Below are 18468 nucleotides of genomic sequence, written 5' to 3'. Positions count from 1 at the left end.
GAAAGTGTATATCGTTTTGGATACTTGGGGAGAAATAATATGTATCAAGTAGTTGCACCACATTCAGAACAGGAGTGGGAACAGTACTATGAGATACGTTGGCAGATATTGCGAGCGCCTTTACAACAACCTAGAGGGTCAGAGAAAGACGAATATGAACAACATGCTTGGCACCGAATGGTCAAAGATGAAGCTGGCAACGTTGTGGGCGTAGCCCGATTGCATTTGGTCAATGGTGAAGAATCACAAATTCGCTATATGGCAGTAACAGAACAACATCGCCGCAAAGGCTTAGCAACTATGATGTTAGAATCTTTGGAAGCTATAGCAAGGCAGGAAGGCGTTGAGCGGGTTATTTTAAACGCGCGTACCAGCGCAACTAATTTTTATGAAAACCTCGGCTACGTGGTTACAGGTGATGCTCCTGAGATATTTGGGGCAATACCCCATGTACAAATGTGTAAATCTCTTGAGACGTCTGAAGTGATCATTAGAAACCCACATTGGTGTGTCGATTTACAAAATATTTGGCATCAACAAATTCCAATAACCCAACTTATGGGGATCCGAGTTTACCAATACACAGGCACGACATTTGAAACACGAGCGGCATTAAACCCAAACATGAACCTACACGGTACTATGTTTGCGGGGAGCATCTACTCCCTTGCAACGCTAACGGGGTGGGGATTGGTTCATTTAATGATGAAAGAAAACGATGTGGAAGGGGACTTAGTATTGGCTGATGCCACTATTCATTACCACAAACCGGTAACTGAACTCCCTCGAGCCGTGGCAAATTTTGACAATATCGTCGGTGACTTTAAACCACTGCTTAAAGCAAAAATGGCGCGCATAGCGGTGCAAGTTGAAGTGCTTGATGACGTTACACCGGTTGCTAAGTTTACTGGGCAATATGTTGTCGTTCCCAAAGGTGGGAAAGTTAATAAATCTAAAAAGGCAGGTAAAGTTGACGGATAAAACAATTTCTATCATTGCTAATGGTTATTTAGGCAGCCGATTGGCAACTAAATTAAATCAGCAGAAAAATCGAGTTAAGGTATCTTTTCGTGCGAATACGCCAAAAGAACCCATTAGTGATGTTGAGTATCTGCCACTAAATATTGAAAACGGTCAGTTGTCAGGAGACCTAACGTTATTTGACGCGGAAGTTGTGGTGATTTGTATTCCGCCAGGATTCAAATCTGGATTGGCTGAAAGTTATCCAGCCAATATTTCTGCAATCGTGAATGAAGCGCAAAAACATAAGGTTAGACACATCATTTTTACCAGTTCGATAGGGATTTATACTAAGAGTCAAAAAATGATGAGTTTAGTCCGTTTGACCAAAGCCAATTAAAGACTAAGGTCTTATATAATGCAGAGTGCAGCGTATTAAACAGTAGTGCGAAATTTAAACACGTCCTAAGATTAGCTGGGCTAATGGGGAAAGACCGTGCACCGGGTCGTTTCAAAGTTGAAATAAATCAATCAAATGCATCACAGCTGGTTAACATGGTAATGATTGACGATGTGGTTAGTGCCATAACACATTTGATCAACCAACCCGTTAGTGAAGAAAAAATTTATAATATTGTGGCGCCTAACCACCCCACTAAGCAGGACTTTTATCGCTTTGCGCAGATGCAAGCGGGTGACAATGACAAACCGGCCTCAAAGAGCTTACCGACTCGACAATCATCAAAATGGGTGTCTGGTGATTTGATTGAGTTACATTCGGCTTTTCGATACCGTTACCGAGATTTATTCGCTGGCGTTCGAGCCTGTCACGAATAACCGCGACAATAATTTATTTACGGTGTTTAGCTAGATATTTATCAAGGGCGTTGGCAAATTGTTGTTTGTCTTTATCGCCGTATTTAGGCTGACCACCGGTATCTGCGCCACTTGCTCGCATCGTATCCATAAAGTCACGAATGTTGAGGCGCTGTTTTATATTGTGCTTAGTGTACAACTCGCCTCTTGGGTTCAGGGCAATTGCGTTATTGTCGATGACTTCTGAGGCTAATGGAATATCTGCTGTGATCACTAAGTCTTCTGGTTGTGCGCGTAATACAATTTCATTGTCAGCAACGTCAAAACCACTAGACACTTGAATGGTGGTTATAAAAGGAGAGGGCGGAACTTTTAGGTATTGGTTGGCAACTAATATCAACTCAATCTGAGTTCGATTTGCTGCTCGGTACAGAATTTCTTTTGCTGCGACAGGACAAGCGTCGGCATCTACCCAAATTTTCATACTATTGTTCCTTTTCAAATCACGTCCGAAGTGTAATTAATTTTAAACAGCTTGCCTACTTTTGTTTATTTTTGATTTACTTCAAGGGTCAATCCACTATTCTTAAATGAATAAGACCAATACAAGATTATAGTGTGGTGAAACACTGCGCTATTTTGCGACTTCAGCATGGAACTTACGTTAAATTAAATGAACAGCTTGAATTCTAGAGAGTCTAATTTTAGTCAATTTGTTATTACCCAACTCGACCCATTTTGGAACCAAACGGCCCAACTAGGATTATTTAAGAACCCTATTGGCTTAGATATCCATTATGTACATTTACCTTGTCAAAACCCTAAAGGCGGCGTTGTGATAAGTCCATAGTCGAGTTGAGGGATATTTAAAATACAAAGAGTTGGCCTATGACATAGTCAACCAAGGCTACCATGTTTTTATTATCGACCACCAAGGACAGGGGTTGTCGTCGCGGATCTTGCGCAATAGTCACAAGGGTTACGTACAGAACTTTGACGATTATATAATTGATTTGAATACATTTGTTGAGGGCGTGGTCCAGGGCATAACTTGCAAAATTTACATCTGATCTGTCATTCAATGGGTGGCGCAATAGGTCTACGATATATTCAAAATTACCCTTTGGTTTTTACTACAGCATCATTTTCGTCACCCATGTGGGGCTTTATATCGGCTAACTTTCCGGAGAATATGGCGCGCAATATTGTCAAATTAGGTAATCGAATGACCCAATGGACTGGACGTGACAGTGCCTACTTTTTTGGTGGCAAAAACTATTCGAGAAAAGCCTTTGAAAATAATGAACTGACAACCAGTAAAGCGCGATACAACTACTTCCGCGATATTTATGATCAACATCCAAACATTCAATTAGGTGGCATTACTTTTGGGTGGTTACAGGCATCTATTGACGCATTGGATTTAGCTTTTGAGCAATTGGATAGGGTAAAAATTCCGGTGTTAGTTTTACAGGCCGGAGATGACACTGTAGTAGAAAATAAGGCACAAGATGAGTTTTGCGAGGCACTTCAACGGCTAAATCCTACGCTGTATTCAAATTTACCTATTGTTGTGGCCGGAAGTCAGCACGAGATTTTTATCGAAGCAGATCAACGAAGAGTTTTGGCGCTAAAACACATTTTTCAATTTATGGATAAACATAACACCCTCTAATGACTTAGAAGTTCATTAGTGGATGTTATGATTTTATTTAAAGGTTGTCTTAACCAGAATCAAACTAGTTAAAGAAACCTTCATTTGCTTTGACGGTAAGCGGGTGATAGCCAGGTTTAGCGATGTTAAATACGCGTTTCCCAAACTTTTTACCTTTGCTTGTTTTTGCTAATTCACGATACAAAGGTTTAACTAACTTATTACGACCAATGCTTATTAAATACGTTTCTAGGCGTTCAAAAGCTGGTTGATAATCATTTTTAACAACTAAAACTAACCAGCTATGGGCAATTTCGTTATTGGTCGACTGAGTCAATTTAAATGCAGAGTCTAATTCAACCAATTGGGCTGCAGAAAGTTGATCAGGTAAGTTATTTAAAAAATGTAACCATTGGTGCACTGTCCATTCTTTAACGTCTAACTGTGTTGCTTTCACATTGCCGTTTAACCAAGACATTCTGTTTTGGTCAACGATAGTAAACGCATCCGATTTTGGTATTGGATGATTTTTTGGTAATCCCGGTGTATAAATCCACTGTTTAATTCGGTCTAAGTCTAAATGGTAAGGTGTTATCAAATGTTTTTGGATATAGGCTAAAAATGTTTCTGTGTCGATGCTTTGGAATTTAAAATGCTCAAAATAGGCCATTAAAAACTCATCAAAATTAGCGCGGCCGACCTGTTGCTCTATTTCTCGAATAAACAAAGCGCCTTTTTCGTAAGGAATATTACTGAAAACATCGTCAGGATCACGACCTGTTAAGTCGATGGTTAAACGTTGATCGTCTTTCTGCAGTACGGCTAAATCAGCTTGTAAATCTTGGTAACCTAACAAAGCTTCCATATCAAATCGCGACGTACCGTAAATGACTTCCATGATCCGATAAGTTAAATAAGTTGTGAATCCTTCATTTAACCAAAGGTCACGCCAGCTGGAGTTGGTCACTGTATTACCTGACCATGAATGCGCAAGTTCGTGAGCGATTAGCGACACAAGCGATTTGTCGCCGGCAATAACCGTTGGCGTGATAAACGACAATCTAGGGTTTTCCATGCCGCCAAAAGGAAATGACGATGGTAAAATTAATAAGTCATAACGTTCCCAAGGATACGCGCCGTACATTTTTTCGGTAATGTCTAACATGGCTTGGGTATCGCTAAACTCATTAACGGCAGAGGCCAGTACGCTTGGCTCAGCATAAACGCCAGTATCTTTACCAATTGCTTGGAATTGCAAGTCACCCACGGCAATTGCAATTAAATATGATGGAATCGCCTGAGGCATTTTGAAATGATAAACACCGTTTCGTGGCGCGCTGGCGTCGTTATTCGCACTCATTACTGCCACTAATTCTTTTGGTGTTGTAATCGTTGCCGCGTAAGTTACACGGACTGTTGGGCTGTCTTGCAAAGGGATAAAGCTACGGGCGTGAATGGCCTGCGCTTGACTGAATAAAAATGGATGTTTCTTTTCAGTTGTTTGTTCAGGAGACAACCATTGTAATCCTGAAGCATTTGGTGAAGTGGAGTAAGCGATGGTTACCTTGTCCGTACCATTTGCAATGTCGATTACCAAAGCGCTTCCTAGGTTAGGATCTGCTTTGTGCAGTTTATACGCTAACGTTTTTCCGCCAGAGTTGATGGATTTAATCGTTAAATCACGGGTATCTAAAACTAACGAATTAGTTGTTTTATCAAGCCATTTTAGGCTTAGCGTTGCTGAGCCAGTAAGTTGTTTTTTGTTGAAATCGACGTTTAAGTTGAGGTCAATATGACTAACGTTAACTTGGTCAAAGTTAGCAAAAGAATGTGGATCAGACGTTTGTGCAAAACCGCTAAGCGAACAAACCAGTAATATGGTTGCTGCGAATAATTTGAACGTATTTATCATTGTTATTTTTCTTTCATTGTAAATAAAAAGTGGGCAACGACATGATGACAAATAACAATCATCGATACAATTTCTAAACAACTGATAATTACTGCGATGAAAGGCGAGAGTGTAAACTTGTTGGCGTTTAAATAGACACAAAAGCGTGCATGTTACCTAGCGCTGCTTTCACGCATTTTAAGGTAACTGTCTGAGAGATATTCTGGTTCAGCTTATTCACACTGCCTAAGCTGAACCAATATTTAGGGGAATTAAAATTTAAATTGTTTTATTTGACGCATCAAGCCGGTTTCTAAATCTGATAATTGTAGAATGCTCCCTTCCAGCATTTCCGCTTCGTGAACTAGCCCTGCAGCCCCTTTATGTATTTGCTCCATTGTATTTCTAACTTCGTTGGTCACCGACGATTGTTCCTCAGACGCACTGGCGATCATATTATTCATATCAGAGATATGATTCATCTGGTCGGCGATAGCGTTCATCGCTGTACTGGTGATTTCGGTCGATTCGATTACCAATTCAGCCAATTCCTTACTGCGGTTAGTTGCACTCACCGACTCTCCAGCTTGGGCCTGCAGAGAGGCTATGATGATCTCAATCTCTTTAGTTGATGACTGAGTGCGTTGCGCAAGCGTTCTTACTTCATCTGCCACAACGGCAAAGCCACGACCTTGCTCTCCAGCACGAGCCGCTTCAATCGCTGCGTTTAATGCAAGTAGGTTTGTTTGTTCGGCAATACTTTTGATGACATCCAGAACGCCGGAAATATTGTCGCTACTTTGATTCAATTTAGTCACAATATTTGACGTATTGTCTAATTCTGAAACTAATTCACTAACCTGCTGTAGATTAATGTTCATTTGCTCCCGGCTACGGTTTGAAGTGTCTCGTGCTTCATTTGTACTGGTTGCTGCGGTGGTCGCATTTTGAGCAATATCGGCTGTCGCGGCATTAAGCTGTTCTAAATGACTTAACGTAGCCTCAGTTTTTGCCGATTCGTTATTGGCTTCTGTGTGGGATTTTTCACTTGCGTGTTTCACCTGCTTGGCGACGTCGTCGAGGCCCTGTGATGTTTCCGCCACTTCGCTTATTAATTGTTGAACCTCACCGATAAACTGGTTAAATCCAGTGACTAGAAGGCCTATTTCGTCATTTGATTTATAGTTGATTCGTTTGGTTAAATCGCCGCCACCCTGCGCAATCTCTTGGAGTAACTTGTTAACACTCGATAACGGTTTAACCACAACGCGATTGATGATCACCATAATAAAAATACCAGTGACTACAACAAAAATTAGCAGTGATACAGTGACGTTCGCGGTAGACGTTGCAATTCGTTTATCGGTTAACTCAGATGATAATGACAATTCAATGTGGCCAATTTGTTGCGAGTCATTCCAAGTTAGAGGAATAGTGACCTTGTCTAATGTTGACTCAGTCGTAAAACCACTGTTTCCGAGTTCTTGGTTTCGATGATCAACAACGCGAATTTTACTGATGTTGTTATCTTTAACAAACGCCTGAATAATACTGGAAATCAGGGGTTTATCGTATGAATACACTGGCTCAGCGAGAATAACGCTCAGTTCATTTTTTAATGTTTCTTGCGTTTGTTGCCAGTGGTTATTTTCTGCATGAGATTGCAATTGATTGCTCACAATGGACACAATGACAAAAGCGACAAACAGCGCGGCGCTGACTGCGACAATGACTTTTTAGAAATGGAGTTCATGCTGATTAATTTCCTGTGTAAGAAATAGGGTCAAACCATAGTTCTTTTCTGTTGATTGGTGTTCTATCGGTTAATAGCGGGTTTTCTAAATCGATAATGATCCTGCCTGCTACATTGGCTTTACTTAAAGCGGCTTTTACTTGGGTATCGGCCAAAAACATTTGTTCGAACGTGCCGTCGGCAACCATATTGTTCAACGTTGTTATCATTGTTTGTTGCAACGCAACATTGTCTTTTCGCAGGAAAAAATAAAGTGGTGCGCGGTATCTGACCATAATGTGAGGCTCGACAATAAGATCGAGTTCTTTATGACGAACAATTTCATCCCAAGGCTCATTTATGCCTCGTGGGAAATAGTCAAAACGTTCCCCTTCCAGCATATAAAACAAGTTAGGGTACTTTAGGGTCTTGGCAACCGTTAACCCGTTGTGTTCCAAAATTCGAGTATCGGGTCAGGTTTTTCCCTGCCCAGCGGAGAAAGCCTTTAGGTCACTTAATGTTTTTACACCGGCAAAAAGATGTTTATTTTGGGCCTTAACGATTGCAAGTCGCATTCCTAACATACCGCGAAAAAGCGGAAAATACAGGGCCTGATAATCGTCCTCCAATTGTCTTGACGTCATGCTCCACATTACATCTAAGCTGCCTGTTTTTACATCATTCAAAATACGGGCATTTGAAACGTCTTTATCACTAGCATACGGGTAGATATATTCTAAGTTAGCGCGCTTGAGAGTTTCCACCAGAATTTTGTGTGGAAGCGACGTATCTCCAGAGTAACTTTGTAATTTCACTGGGCTGCTATAAGCCACGGCAGAGGTTAACCATACAATTGATAGTATTGTGGTTTTTATAAATCGAGATGGCATCTAACCCCTAAAACAAGCTTAAACGTAGGGCTAAAACATACCATTAAACAGCAAATGGAAATTGAACATACGTATGCATTAAGTGCTGCAATATGTACCGCAATATGTGCCGCAAGAATTTAAATAATAATGTGTCGTGTGCATGGACTTAATTTAGTAATATACAGCCTGCTCAGAATTAGAAAGGTAAAGAATAAGTTCATGCTAAATATTGTGTTATACCAGCCGGAAATTCCCCTAATACAGGCAACATTATTCGATTGTGTGCAAACACGGGTTATAAGTTGCATTTAATTGAGCCATTGGGGTTTGATTGGGATGATAAAAAAGTCCGTCGTGCGGGATTGGATTATCACGAGTTTGCGAATGTTAAACGATACCCTAATTTTGAAGCGTTTGTTGCTGAATACCCAGAATCTCAACTGTATGCCTGCACGACTAAAGGTCAGTCTTTTCACCATGAAGCAAAATACAAAACCGGTGACAGTTTGGTATTTGGCCCTGAAACTCGAGGGTTACCGGATGACGTTTTAGCCCAAATTCAAAGCCCAAATTGGCTTAGAATTCCAATGCAATCTGGAAGTCGCAGTATGAACTTGTCAAATGCGGTTTCAGTCTTTGTTTATGAGTCTTGGCGGCAGTTGGATTTTGCCGGTGCAATGTAATTAAATGCGTTGTTAAAAATATTATTTTTAAATGTTTTTAACAATTTAACTTTAATTTTTGTAAGTTTATTTTGGCAGATGTACATTTTTTGACTATGCTAAATTTAACTTCTTCTGAAGCAGTCAAATGGAAATGAAAATCGTATTGAAAAATGCAACTATTCGGCTAGGATTGCTAGTGCTAATTTTTATTTGTGCCTTTGGCGCAAAGGCTCAAAATCACACTGACTTTATTCCAATAACTTTACCTTCCCCTCACATCATGGAAAACAGTGTCGCATTTGGTCAAGATGCACAAGGCCAAACCTGGTTAATAACAGAGCAGGGGTTAAGTGTTTTTCGTGATATTCAGTTTGTATCTTTTCGCTCTTTTTCATTCGAACAAAAAATTACCGGTGCCGAATTTATTGGCAATGATGCTTTTATTACAACGCCTAGTCAGGTGTTTCGTGTCTCGTTAACTAATCCACACTCACCCTTAACGCAAGTATGGCCAACGACTGGTATTAAAGAAAAAGCCAAATTGAGGTTGTTAAAATTCTGCAGGGTAAAGGTAACTTAGTTGATAAAACTAACCTTTATTTACAAACGACAGCCGGTATTTATCAGTTGAGCTTGATTGGTTCAGAACCGCAACAAAGTGTGATTTCAAATTTAATTCGACCAATAGAACAACTGCAACAACCTAAACAAGTTACTTCTTTTAATGAACATATTTTTTTGTTGTTTGACGATACTATCGAACAATATTCTAGTTTAGATAACAGTTGGCAAACTTTTGGTTTTGACAATGAGTTTGTGTCGTTTGCCGCTGTTAAAAACTCCCTTGTCATGCTTAATCAACAGGGGATCTTTATTCATTAAATTTAGATACAGCAAAAATTGATAAAGTCGCGAATCAAACTGGGATTAGTGAACTTATATCTAGCGGTCGTGACCTCCACGTTCGCAAGGGGAGTTTTTGTACAGCACTCGAAATCCCGCCTTGAAAGTCAGAGAAGCCAATTTTTCTCAAAATGTATTTATCGATAGAAGTGGCAATATTTGGCTTAGTACACCGTTTGATATTCAAGTTTCTTGGTGGCAGCCCATAAGTGTCGAACCTCAAGATGCACCCGTTTGGAGTGATTTCGCAAACTCTAATCTTATTACCAAATCTAAAATTTATGCCCTTAAAAACGGGACACTTTACGAGCGTCAGGTAAACGGCAGACAGAGTTGGCTGCCGGTTTGGCAACCATCGCCAAACGAAAACAAGGTTTACACTCACCTATTTGAAACCCAAAATCATTTATGGCTAGTCTCTGCAAACCGGTTTATCGCATTAGATAAAAACTCGATGACCGTAACTACCGATAAGCCACGCCAATCAGGCGATGCGGTTTTTCCGTTTGATACAACGCGGTTGATTTATTTTGCCAAAGATGAGATCCGGACGTTATCTGGTGATGGTCGTGAAATAGTGCTTCAAGATCCTATTCAATGTAACTCAGACTGTGCTTTGCCTTGGAAAGTTTCTAATTCGGTTCATTTAGGTGATGCCTTGTATTTTGCAACGAGTCAGGGGTTACACCGTGTCGACAAAAAGATCTGTCGCGTTCAATAGTAAGGTTAGATGCGTTAAATCAATTAACTCCTTTACTATCGTTGGCGGTTGCGAGCAACCAAAAGCTATGGTTGATTTACCCTAATAAAGTCGCGTTATTTGACCCTTCCACATTACAATCCAAAATTTACTACAGTGGATTTAATCGTATTTTTGATGCCACTTCGGATATCCGCCAAGACCTTGTTTTTAACAGCCAACGCGGCTGGTTTAAATTAAGTTCATTGGCCGTAAATGAAATGAACGCAGAGCCTAATTTTGTTGTGCAGCAGGTGATTGATGATTACGAAGCACAATACCTCGTTAATGTTGGTAACAAGATCGCGTTGTCGAGCGACAGTGATGAAATTCGATTGGCTTTTAATATCGCAAAACAACACCCTTCACAGCAAATGCAAGTTCGGTTTAAGTATTCTGACGAAATAAACTGGACTGTGGTTTCGATGTTTAATCACTCTTTGACGTTAAAGAATTTGCGCCAAGGTGCCAATCAATTGGAGCTTCAAGCGCGTTTAGAGGGGCAGTCATGGCAGCATGCTAAAAGTTTTAATTACATTCTCCCTTATCGTTTTTTCCAAACCAAATGGGTCATCATATTTGTAGCTGGATTTTTACTTGTCCTACTCATGGTCATTGTTTATGAGCGGATCGGTAGAGTAAAAGTGGCGTTTAACTCTGTGACACAAGAGGCGTTTATTTTATCTTTACTTGACTCAACACGTGATGGTGTGTGGATAGCAAACAAAGACCGAGAAATTCAGTCGGTCAATCAAGCATTTGTTGATATAACGGGATATCAGTTAGAAGACGTTGACGGGAAAAGTTTTCAGCTACACGCTGATTTCGGCCGCAACCACGAACTCGAAAGTTTAATTTGGCAAGAAGTTACTAAGACTGGGTTTTGGGTAGGCGAAGTTTGGAGTAAAAAGTCATCTGGCGAAAAAGTTTCATTGGATCTGTCCGTAACTCGAGTGGAAACTGAAAACCGTTTGATGTCAAAAACAGACGTGAAATTTGTTGGTGTATTTTCTGACATAACGCATCGTAAAAACAGTGAACAAGAGTTGCGTTTACTCGCGACTCGCGACCCGTTAACCAATCTTCCAAATAGAACGTTATTTACCGAACATGTACAACATACTATTGATATGACAACGGCACATGCACCAAATTTTGCGGTAATGTTTTTAGACCTAGATAATTTTAAAAAGGTAAATGAAAGCTTTGGTCCATTAAAGGGTGATGAGTTTATTGGTTTAGTTGCGGAACGAATCGCAAAATGTTTGGCAAAGGGCATTACCTTAGCCAGACTTGGCGGTGACGAGTTTGCCATTTTAATTCCTAATCAGATGTTTTCTGGTGTCCCAGCGTTTTTCATAAAACGCATTGCGAAAGATATTCAACGTGAGTTGCGACCAGCATTTTGGTTAGATGATACAGAGATCAGTATTTCAGTGAGCATGGGGGCTTCGGTGTATCCTATCCATGGTGACAAGCCTGAAGTATTAATGCGTTGTGCCGACACTGCGCTCAATAGAGTTAAAATTACCGGACGTAATAACTGTCTTATCTATGATGATGTAATGGACGATTTAGTTAACGATAAGTTGAGTTTAGAAAGTGAGCTAATTGCCGGTTTAAATCGAAATGAATTTTTGGTGTATTACCAGCCAAAATTTAAGTTAAAAGAAAATGAAGTTTGTGGCTTTGAGGCGTTAGTGCGTTGGCAGAACCCAAATCGTGGTTTAGTCTCTCCAGATCAGTTTATTTCCATCGCAGAAGATAATGGCCTAATTCGCCAGTTGGATTTTTATGTTTTAAAAACAGTTTGCCAACAAGTAAAAGTCTGGCTTAAAAGCGGTTTAATGCGAGGGAAAGTCGCCGTTAATATTTCAGCATTAAATTTCCAACAGGCCGATTTTTGCGATAGTTTGCTTAAAATTATTGAGTCGGAAGGTAACTTACATAATTACATTGAGTTGGAAATAACTGAAACCGCAATGATGCGTGAACCTGAACGCGCACTTAAAAGTGTCGGTCAGTTGCGGAGTAAAGGTCTTAGTATCGCATTAGATGACTTTGGTACAGGTCACAGTTCGCTCGGTTATTTAAAAACGTTCCCTATCGATAGGATCAAAATAGACAGAACTTTTGTCAAAGATATCGAGTTTGACGAACAAGACCGTAATATTACGTCTGTCATTGTACAATTGGCAAAACACCTCGGAATCGCCGTTATTGCTGAGGGTATTGAAACCGAAGCGCAGGCTTATTTAATGCACGTTATGGGTTGTAATGAAATTCAAGGGTATTTGATTAGTAGGCCAGTTGCTGCGGATCAAGTCCCTGAATTATTGAAATCTGAATATAAACAAATCGGCTCAATAGACGGTTAAATCGACTTGTTTCATTTAGCCGTTCCATTTATCAAACATCAAACAAAGTGTTGTCTGGTATAACGTTAACCCGTAGTAATTAGTTTGGGGTTTGAATGACTGAAACACAATTAACCGTTGAAGTTGGCATCTGCGCAACATTGTTTGTCATACTGTTAATTAACTTCGTTATCTTGCACAATTGGCGTGTCGTGCCGACTATTATTAGCCAAATTTTGCTTGGCACTTTTTAATTTTAGTACAACAAGCCCACAAATTTGACCATGGCTATTTGCTTATGGCGGCTTTGGTTACTGCATTAATCGGTATTGGGTGCAATTGGCCCGGTATGTTTAGACAAGTACATGACTACGTTAAACAATGGTCGTTAGTTCTCATTTGTTTAATTATCATAATCTTAAATCAACTGTTCTGGTCTTCCTTATTCTTGTTTATGTTGCCAATTGTCATTTGCTCTATGGCGACTATTGGGTACAATTTTTGGTCGTTACGGCAAATAACCCGTGCGCATCACGCTGATTCAAAACAATATTCCAAAAACGAAATTGCAATTGGATTAGACCTCGCATCCGGCCTACCTAATAAGTTGGCGTTTACAGACAAAATTGATAAGCAGTTAAAGATCCATTCTTCATTAACAATTAATCTCGTCATTTTTAAACTAACTAATTTTGAATTGCTGAATTCGCTTATAGGCCATCAAAATGGCGATATGGTGAAGTTACAGATGTCTAGTCGGATCCGGAATATACTCAAGCAATCACCCGACATATTGTTATTGTCAGAGCATTCACAAACGGCATTTTTGGCAACATTAGGTGGTGTAGATTTTAGCTTTGCTGTTCGCGATGATGGGAAAAACGATGTCACGGAAACATTATTGTCAAAACTTAAAGATGTCATTAACGAACCTTTGTTAATTAATGCAACAGCGGTTGATGTTGGGATTCAATTTGGAGTTGCAAGTTACCCAGAGCACGGAGGGTCGGCACAGGACCTAATAGAACAAGCCTATCTTGCATTAAGTTATCAACAACAAGATGGAACCTCTGTTTATTTTCAAAACAAGTTAGAAAGTCGCCTCCACAATAACCGCGCAGTGATTAGTCAGTTGCGGGAAGATTTAAACCATGACCGATTTGAATTGTTTGTTCAGCCTCAAATTAATCTGATCACTAATGAAGTTGAAGGAGGTGAAGTTCTAATTCGATGGCGCCGTGATAATTGCGAAATTTTAGCCGCGGATCAGTTTATTACCCTCGCAGAAGAATCTGGGGTTATTTATCAACTCAGTGTCTGGTGCTTTGAACAAACGATAAAAAAATTGGCTAAAATGCAACTCCATGGATGTGAACAATACTTAGCTGTAAATGTATCTAACAAAGAGTTATTCCAGTCTCAGCTGGTGGATACAATTGCAAATTTGCTTGAGAAATATCAAGTTGCCCCCGACAAACTCGTGGTTGAAATTAAAGAATCGGCATTTGCTCAAGATCCGGAACGTGCACTTAAAATAACACGCTTAATATCGCACCTTGGCGTACGTGTGGGATTGGATGAGTTTGGTAAAGATCAAAGTGCGCTTAGTTGCTTTAATAAGTTTTCACCTTGGTATGTAAAAATTGACTGTAAAAGTTTAAATACCGATGCCAATACAGAAAAAACAATGCTTACTTAAATGCGATTATCGGACTGGCGCGCAACTTAGATATAAATACCGTTGGTCATGGCGTTGAAGTTGAGTCGACCATCCATCAATTACGAGATACTCAATGTCGATTAGCACAGGGGTATTTTTACAGTAAACCGTTTGAGCTTTCTGGATTTGAGACCTTAGCTAGAGCAGTGGCAAAATACAGGAGCATCACTTCACAAATAGCTTTAATATTGACGATTATATTTTTGCTTATTTCACTCTTATATTAAATCAGTACGCTGAAAAGGGCCGAAAAACGCACTGTCGGGCAAATGTCAGGTGTTTGTCGTAACTGACAGCGGTATATTTTCTACATTATCTCACCTCAATCAAGGGGCAATGACTAAATGATTTTAAAACAACTCCGTATTAGTCGGTATTTATCGCAGGAACAATTAGCAGAGATATCGGGGCTGAGTGTTCGAACGATTCAACGTATTGAGAGTGGTCATAATGCGAGTACGGAATCATTAAAATGTTTAGCAGCGGCTCTTGATGTAGATATTAATGTATTAAATCAGGAGGAACTTATGATTGATAAAGGGTCAGATAATTGGAAAGCAATGTCACCAATACTTAAAGGTTGGTTCATTATTAACTATTTACAGATGCGCCCAAATCGCGCCACTGGTGTGAGAATTGAAGTGGTTAGCCATATATTTGCTTTCATATTTTGTGTTATGGGGTTTGTTTACGAGAGCATCTTAGCAGGTGGTATTATCTTTTTGGTCACCGCGCATTTATTTAGATTGCTCACTTGGCAAGGCGATAAATACGGTATTTGGTACGACACTGAACAGTCAGAAAAAGATTAGGACGAAACCTCAATATTAACTTGGGTGTTTGGCAATTAAGTAGCTGTATACCAGTTGCATGATTGCTTGTCCTGCTTCATTTTGTTGCGTATCTGTCGGCGCGGACTCACAAATATGTAAGTAGCGATTTGTATCGTTACTGCTCATTTTGAACACATAACGTGCCGCTTGCTCTAATGTAAATCCTGAAACGCTAAACGCACTTGCTGCGGCATATTTAATAGCATCGATATCGAGCTCAACACCGGAAGGTAAACCTAATGTTTGGTGTTGAACAAGGGCTTGTTGCATTGAATCTTCAATAGATTGATCTTGGCGAATAAACAACGATTGATAGCTCGTATAACTAAAACCAGCTTTACTTAGTTCGGTTAACGTATCCTGATTATTTTTTTGCTCGTGTAAACCAAATACATGATAGCCAGCTAAAATGCCATCGGCAAAAGCATATCGAAAAGGATTGCCAGAATGTCGGCCTTCTTGGTTTCTGAAATCAGCGTGCGGGTCAAGGTTGACACAGCTCACTTGAGACTTCGCACTGGTACTTAACGACGTTAAGATTGGATAGGCATTATTATGGCCACCACCAATCACCACGAGGTTAAAGTCTAAATCAAAAATAGGGGTTAACACCTCTTTTACGCGAGTATCAATATCGGCACAGAGCTGTCGAAGATTGCTTAAACTAGGATCAAGATGACTTTTGGCTAAAAAATCATTCACCACAACATGGCCTAATAACAAACATTTTGACCAGTCAAACATCTGATTGGCTTGCTGATTTAACAGTACATTTAAAAAAGCCGGCCAGCCTTTATCCGCACCGCCATTGCCACAGTTTGCTCTAGGTCCAATGTCTTCTGGCACGCCAACAAAGACAGTTGTAACACCATCTAACTTTGCCTGATTTAGCGTACTAAGCAAATCCAAATCGCTCGGTATTGAAATAACGTCAGCGACGTGGGATTCACCAAGTCGCTTTTGTTTAAACCGTGTTAGATCAGCATCAGTAGTTAGCGCTATCGGATACGACATTCTTATTCAATATCAAGTGGTTCTGGACTTAAAATGATACCAGTACTGTCGGCATAAAGATGATCGTCTGGTAAAAATGTGACACCGGCAAAATTAATGGCAATATCGTCCTCACCAATGCCCTGATCGTCCGCACCAACCGGAATTGAATTTAATGCGACAACACCAATATTGATGTCTTCTAAGGCGTCAACTTCACGGATACTGCCGTTACAAATGATGCCTTCCCAATTATTTTCTGCGGCTAATTCTGCAATTTCTGCATCAATCAATGCACGTCGAGTTGAACCACCACCGTCGATGACGAGTACCTTGCCTGTGCCGTCTGTCGAGACAACGTTTAATATAAGAGCGTTGTCTTCAAAGCACTTGATGGTGCGAACTTGACCACCAAATGAAGTCAGTCCACCGTATTGTTCAAAGATAGGATCGACGACATCAACCTGCTCTGTGTACATATCACATAGTTCAGAAGTGTTATATTGCATGGTAGCCTCATTGGGTAGCGTGATTAGATTTTAGTATATCTGGCTTAGGTCGCATTACCAATTGTTTATGTCTCGTTAGAAAACATCAATTATGGTTAGGTTACAATTAGGAGCAGTGGTATTAGTATGTAAGCTAACTTTTCTCAGGATAAAACTTGGTAACCGAGAACTTTTTATTTCCTGATGAGTCGAAAGTACAACAAAATTAGGAGGATGAACATTGAAGTTAGAGTATAAAATAGCTGAAACCGCCGAGGAATTTGAAGCAATTCATAAGCTAAACTATCTAACGTTTGTCGAAGAGATCCCACAGCATGAGAGAAACCCAGAGGGCAAACTAGTCGATAAGTTTCATCTTGAAAATACCTATTTTATTTGCAAAAACGGCAGCCAATTGGTTGCGATGATCGCAGGCCGAACGCAAAGGCCATTTTCACTCGATATAAAAATTGAAGGGTTAGATAGTTTATTGCCATTAAATAGTCAGCCTGTCGAAGTTAGACTATTAGCGGTGGACCCGAGTTACCGTAAAACTAAAGTTTGCGGAATTTTGATCGAAAAATTATCGACTCATTATGCTGGGCAGGGACAGGACATTGCATTAATTTCTGCTACATTACGAGAGGCTCGTCTGTATCGTCGAATGGGCTTTGTATCATTTGGGCCGACAGTAGGAACAACTTGTGCTCAATACCAACCGATGTATTTAACACTAAAAAATACTTATCGTTGGCGACAATGCTTAACAATATCAAAACGTCAAAACACAAAAAGCTGAACTTGCACCCTGGGCCTGTAGAAATATCGGAAAATGTCAGCAACGCTTTGTCTTTAGAACCTATTTCCCATCGAAGCGCCTGCTTTTTAGATCTGTATGAACATACAATTGCTAAAATATGTGAGCAAACTGCTATGCCAGAAGCCTATATTGTTCAAGGTTCTGGGACATTAGCAAACGATTTGGTCGCGGGCCAAATACAACAACTGCAAAAAGAGGCGTCATTTTAGTTAATGGCGAATTTGGCGAACGACTTGCAGAGCAAGCTAGACGCTGGGGCTTGGAGTTTGAACTGCTTAAAGTCGATTGGGGGCAACAATTTGATCTGCCTGAAATTGAAAAAGTATTAACTTCCGATAAAGCACTTGGGTGGCTTTGGTTTGTAGGGTTAGAAACGTCCACTGGTGTTAAAAACCCCTACAGAAAATTGCTCAACCTGTGTTTAAGTTATGATGTTAAATGCTGCATTGACGCCATTAGTTTACTAGGGAGTGAAGAAACTAATTTTGATGGTGCCTATTTAGTATCAGGCTCTAGTGGCAAAGGGATTGGTTCGTATTCTGGTTTGGCGTTTGTGGCGCGGGAACATGGTGAATTTTTAAATAATAGGATGTTACCTGCGTATTTAGATCTATCTTTGTACGCTCAACGGGGTGGGATACCGTTTACTTTAAGCTCCAATTTATTGAGGGCCTTTAATAACGCGTTGACAACAACCGACTGGCAATCGAAATACCAAATAATTGCCGAAGCAAGTGCTTACTTATTTTCTAGATTAAAGGCTTTAGGCATAACGGTCGTCGCAGAGAATAATGACAATCTAAGTTGTATATTCACCATTGCGATACCCTCAGATATCGACATTATTGAGCTTGCAGATTCACTATTGGATAAAGGCTATTCGCTCTATTATGAGCCTAAATACCTAGTGTCGAGACATTGGATGCAAATATGTTTATACAGTCTTGAAGAAGTGGCGGATATTTATAACTTGCCTTTATTTTTACAAACTCAATGTGTTTCAAATACGCTAGTAAAAAGTTAGC

General features: G+C 40.0%; 23 protein-coding genes and 1 pseudogene. 17 read left to right on the top strand and 7 right to left on the bottom strand.

Features of this window, described 5'->3' with window-relative positions; genetic code table 11:
- The first annotated feature begins 39 nt into the window (after window positions 1–39).
- The 3 genes from PN838_RS10835 to PN838_RS10825 all read left to right on the top strand — a co-directional run bounded on the left by PN838_RS10835 (window position 40) and on the right by PN838_RS10825 (window position 1797).
- Window positions 40–981 carry a bifunctional GNAT family N-acetyltransferase/hotdog fold thioesterase gene (locus PN838_RS10835; RefSeq protein ID WP_215961780.1) on the top strand — a complete coding sequence of 314 codons (942 nt, stop codon included), beginning with the start codon at window positions 40–42 and terminating at the stop codon, window positions 979–981.
- Window positions 971–1360 (top strand): Rossmann-fold NAD(P)-binding domain-containing protein, encoded by a 390-nt coding sequence (locus tag PN838_RS10830; RefSeq protein WP_272180663.1) that lies wholly within the window; start codon window positions 971–973, stop codon window positions 1358–1360. Before PN838_RS10835 ends, PN838_RS10830 begins: the two co-directional genes overlap by 11 nt.
- 83 nt (window positions 1361–1443) lie before the next feature.
- Window positions 1444–1797 carry a Rossmann-fold NAD(P)-binding domain-containing protein gene (locus PN838_RS10825; RefSeq protein ID WP_272180662.1) on the top strand — a complete coding sequence of 118 codons (354 nt, stop codon included), beginning with the start codon at window positions 1444–1446 and terminating at the stop codon, window positions 1795–1797.
- Window positions 1798–1810: 13 nt separating this feature from the next.
- Here the strand turns inward: PN838_RS10825 and PN838_RS10820 are convergent, their stop codons facing one another.
- The gene (locus tag PN838_RS10820; protein WP_272180661.1) at window positions 1811–2260 is read right to left on the bottom strand and encodes a YaiI/YqxD family protein; all 450 of its coding nucleotides are present in this window, start codon (window positions 2258–2260) and stop codon (window positions 1811–1813) included.
- Window positions 2261–2449: 189 nt separating this feature from the next.
- On the opposite strand from PN838_RS10820, the gene PN838_RS10815 reads away from it, so the two are divergent.
- From PN838_RS10815 to PN838_RS10810, 3 genes are read left to right on the top strand one after another with little or no spacing between them, the layout of a single operon-like run.
- Window positions 2450–2626, top strand: coding sequence for a hypothetical protein (locus tag PN838_RS10815; RefSeq protein ID WP_272180660.1), 177 nt, complete (start codon window positions 2450–2452; stop codon window positions 2624–2626).
- A 31-nt stretch (window positions 2627–2657) separates the two neighbouring features.
- Window positions 2658–2846, top strand: coding sequence for a serine aminopeptidase domain-containing protein (locus PN838_RS27270; RefSeq protein ID WP_370661027.1), 189 nt, complete (start codon window positions 2658–2660; stop codon window positions 2844–2846).
- Window positions 2828–3451, top strand: coding sequence for an alpha/beta fold hydrolase (locus PN838_RS10810; RefSeq protein ID WP_272180659.1), 624 nt, complete (start codon window positions 2828–2830; stop codon window positions 3449–3451). Before PN838_RS27270 ends, PN838_RS10810 begins: the two co-directional genes overlap by 19 nt.
- 64 nt (window positions 3452–3515) lie before the next feature.
- Here the strand turns inward: PN838_RS10810 and PN838_RS10805 are convergent, their stop codons facing one another.
- The 4 genes from PN838_RS10805 to PN838_RS10790 form a co-directional block, all read right to left on the bottom strand.
- The gene (locus PN838_RS10805; protein WP_272180658.1) at window positions 3516–5342 is read right to left on the bottom strand and encodes a M1 family metallopeptidase; all 1827 of its coding nucleotides are present in this window, start codon (window positions 5340–5342) and stop codon (window positions 3516–3518) included.
- A gap of 251 nt (window positions 5343–5593) precedes the next feature.
- The gene (locus PN838_RS10800; protein WP_272180657.1) at window positions 5594–7000 is read right to left on the bottom strand and encodes a methyl-accepting chemotaxis protein; all 1407 of its coding nucleotides are present in this window, start codon (window positions 6998–7000) and stop codon (window positions 5594–5596) included.
- Window positions 7001–7079: 79 nt separating this feature from the next.
- On the bottom strand, window positions 7080–7511 hold the full coding sequence (locus tag PN838_RS10795; protein ID WP_272180656.1) for a hypothetical protein: 432 nt from the start codon (window positions 7509–7511) through the stop codon (window positions 7080–7082).
- A gap of 15 nt (window positions 7512–7526) precedes the next feature.
- Window positions 7527–7943: a hypothetical protein gene (locus PN838_RS10790; RefSeq protein WP_272180655.1), complete on the bottom strand. Its 417-nt coding sequence runs from the start codon at window positions 7941–7943 to the stop codon at window positions 7527–7529.
- A 201-nt stretch (window positions 7944–8144) separates the two neighbouring features.
- On the opposite strand from PN838_RS10790, the pseudogene trmL reads away from it, so the two are divergent.
- From trmL to PN838_RS10755, 8 genes and pseudogenes are all read left to right on the top strand, one after another.
- Window positions 8145–8608 (top strand): annotated as a pseudogene (gene trmL / locus PN838_RS10785) (tRNA (uridine(34)/cytosine(34)/5-carboxymethylaminomethyluridine(34)-2'-O)-methyltransferase TrmL).
- A 133-nt stretch (window positions 8609–8741) separates the two neighbouring features.
- On the top strand, window positions 8742–9170 hold the full coding sequence (locus PN838_RS10780; protein WP_272180654.1) for a hypothetical protein: 429 nt from the start codon (window positions 8742–8744) through the stop codon (window positions 9168–9170).
- A gap of 47 nt (window positions 9171–9217) precedes the next feature.
- A complete protein-coding gene (locus PN838_RS10775; protein ID WP_272180653.1) occupies window positions 9218–9472 on the top strand; it encodes a hypothetical protein in 255 nt (84 codons plus the stop codon).
- A gap of 97 nt (window positions 9473–9569) precedes the next feature.
- Window positions 9570–10214 (top strand): hypothetical protein, encoded by a 645-nt coding sequence (locus PN838_RS10770; RefSeq protein WP_272180652.1) that lies wholly within the window; start codon window positions 9570–9572, stop codon window positions 10212–10214.
- Window positions 10215–10255: 41 nt separating this feature from the next.
- Window positions 10256–12610: a putative bifunctional diguanylate cyclase/phosphodiesterase gene (locus PN838_RS10765; RefSeq protein WP_272180651.1), complete on the top strand. Its 2355-nt coding sequence runs from the start codon at window positions 10256–10258 to the stop codon at window positions 12608–12610.
- A 457-nt stretch (window positions 12611–13067) separates the two neighbouring features.
- Complete coding sequence (locus tag PN838_RS10760; RefSeq protein WP_272180650.1) at window positions 13068–14288, top strand: GGDEF domain-containing phosphodiesterase; 1221 nt, start codon at window positions 13068–13070, stop codon at window positions 14286–14288.
- A gap of 5 nt (window positions 14289–14293) precedes the next feature.
- Window positions 14294–14536 (top strand): hypothetical protein, encoded by a 243-nt coding sequence (locus tag PN838_RS27265; RefSeq protein ID WP_370661105.1) that lies wholly within the window; start codon window positions 14294–14296, stop codon window positions 14534–14536.
- Between the two features lie 117 nt (window positions 14537–14653).
- Window positions 14654–15121, top strand: coding sequence for a helix-turn-helix domain-containing protein (locus PN838_RS10755; RefSeq protein ID WP_252736507.1), 468 nt, complete (start codon window positions 14654–14656; stop codon window positions 15119–15121).
- Between the two features lie 15 nt (window positions 15122–15136).
- On the opposite strand, the gene PN838_RS10750 is transcribed toward PN838_RS10755, so the two are convergent.
- Entirely contained in the window at window positions 15137–16156 is a 1020-nt protein-coding gene (locus PN838_RS10750; RefSeq protein ID WP_215961771.1) for a formimidoylglutamase, read from the bottom strand.
- Between the two features lie 2 nt (window positions 16157–16158).
- Window positions 16159–16644, bottom strand: coding sequence for a ribonuclease E activity regulator RraA (gene rraA, locus PN838_RS10745; protein ID WP_215961770.1), 486 nt, complete (start codon window positions 16642–16644; stop codon window positions 16159–16161).
- A 220-nt stretch (window positions 16645–16864) separates the two neighbouring features.
- Between rraA and PN838_RS10740 the strand changes: the two genes are divergently transcribed.
- The 3 genes from PN838_RS10740 to PN838_RS10730 are packed head-to-tail and all read left to right on the top strand — an operon-like array spanning window position 16865 to window position 18467.
- Complete coding sequence (locus tag PN838_RS10740; RefSeq protein ID WP_272180649.1) at window positions 16865–17422, top strand: GNAT family N-acetyltransferase; 558 nt, start codon at window positions 16865–16867, stop codon at window positions 17420–17422.
- Window positions 17383–17652 (top strand): hypothetical protein, encoded by a 270-nt coding sequence (locus PN838_RS10735; RefSeq protein WP_272182715.1) that lies wholly within the window; start codon window positions 17383–17385, stop codon window positions 17650–17652. The genes PN838_RS10740 and PN838_RS10735 overlap by 40 nt, the downstream gene beginning before the upstream one ends.
- 50 nt (window positions 17653–17702) lie before the next feature.
- The gene (locus PN838_RS10730; RefSeq protein WP_272180648.1) at window positions 17703–18467 is read left to right on the top strand and encodes a pyridoxal-phosphate-dependent aminotransferase family protein; all 765 of its coding nucleotides are present in this window, start codon (window positions 17703–17705) and stop codon (window positions 18465–18467) included.
- The last annotated feature ends 1 nt before the right edge of the window (window position 18468 follow it).

This window comes from Psychrosphaera algicola, from assembly GCF_028401425.1.
GTDB lineage: Bacteria > Pseudomonadota > Gammaproteobacteria > Enterobacterales > Alteromonadaceae > Psychrosphaera > Psychrosphaera algicola.
The sequence above is the reverse complement of the archived record's forward strand: the minus strand, read 5'-3'. Positions and strand labels throughout refer to the sequence as shown.

Bases quoted from the DNA above. Each gene is read 5' to 3' on its own strand.
- PN838_RS10835 (WP_215961780.1), top strand. From the start codon at position 40: ATGTATCAAGTAGTTGCACCACATTCAGAACAGGAGTGGGAACAGTAC.
- PN838_RS10825 (WP_272180662.1), top strand. From the start codon at position 1,444: ATGGGGAAAGACCGTGCACCGGGTCGTTTCAAAGTTGAAATAAATCAA.
- PN838_RS10820 (WP_272180661.1), bottom strand. From the start codon at position 2,260: ATGAAAATTTGGGTAGATGCCGACGCTTGTCCTGTCGCAGCAAAAGAA.
- PN838_RS10815 (WP_272180660.1), top strand. From the start codon at position 2,450: ATGAACAGCTTGAATTCTAGAGAGTCTAATTTTAGTCAATTTGTTATT.
- PN838_RS10805 (WP_272180658.1), bottom strand. From the start codon at position 5,342: ATGATAAATACGTTCAAATTATTCGCAGCAACCATATTACTGGTTTGT.
- PN838_RS10790 (WP_272180655.1), bottom strand. From the start codon at position 7,943: ATGCCATCTCGATTTATAAAAACCACAATACTATCAATTGTATGGTTA.
- PN838_RS10780 (WP_272180654.1), top strand. From the start codon at position 8,742: ATGAAAATCGTATTGAAAAATGCAACTATTCGGCTAGGATTGCTAGTG.
- PN838_RS10760 (WP_272180650.1), top strand. From the start codon at position 13,068: ATGGCGACTATTGGGTACAATTTTTGGTCGTTACGGCAAATAACCCGT.
- PN838_RS10755 (WP_252736507.1), top strand. From the start codon at position 14,654: ATGATTTTAAAACAACTCCGTATTAGTCGGTATTTATCGCAGGAACAA.
- PN838_RS10750 (WP_215961771.1), bottom strand. From the start codon at position 16,156: ATGTCGTATCCGATAGCGCTAACTACTGATGCTGATCTAACACGGTTT.
- rraA (WP_215961770.1), bottom strand. From the start codon at position 16,644: ATGCAATATAACACTTCTGAACTATGTGATATGTACACAGAGCAGGTT.
- PN838_RS10735 (WP_272182715.1), top strand. From the start codon at position 17,383: ATGCTTAACAATATCAAAACGTCAAAACACAAAAAGCTGAACTTGCAC.